Here is a 364-nt window from a genome sequence, read left to right as displayed (position 1 = left end):
TTGTTTCATCGCCTTAACAAACACAGGGATAGCACCATGAGCAAAATTTTTGAGGACAACAGCCAGACCATAGGCAACACCCCGCTTGTTCGTCTCAACCGTGTTACCAAGGGCCGCGTGCTGGCCAAGATCGAGAGCCGCAACCCGAGCTTCAGCGTCAAGTGCCGGATCGGTGCCAACCTCATCTGGGATGCCGAGAAACGCGGCGTGCTGACCAAGGGCAAGGAGATCATCGAGCCCACCAGCGGCAACACGGGCATTGCCTTGGCATTCGTGGCTGCGGCCCGCGGCTATCCCATCACCCTGACCATGCCGGCCACCATGAGCCTGGAGCGCCGCAAACTGCTCAAGGCCCTGGGTGCCA

The 364-nt window shown here is 59.9% G+C and carries 1 protein-coding gene; it reads left to right on the top strand.

The annotated features are described in order from the left end of the window. Nucleotides 1–36: 36 nt before the first annotated feature. On the top strand, nucleotides 37–364 hold a 328-nt coding region (locus tag BN1120_RS20865; protein ID WP_042016476.1), incomplete at its 3' end, for a pyridoxal-phosphate dependent enzyme.

It is taken from the genome of Aeromonas caviae (assembly GCF_000819785.1).
In the GTDB taxonomy this organism is placed as follows: domain Bacteria; phylum Pseudomonadota; class Gammaproteobacteria; order Enterobacterales; family Aeromonadaceae; genus Aeromonas; species Aeromonas caviae.
Note: the sequence above shows the minus strand (reverse complement) of the source record. Positions and strands in the feature narration are given on the sequence as shown.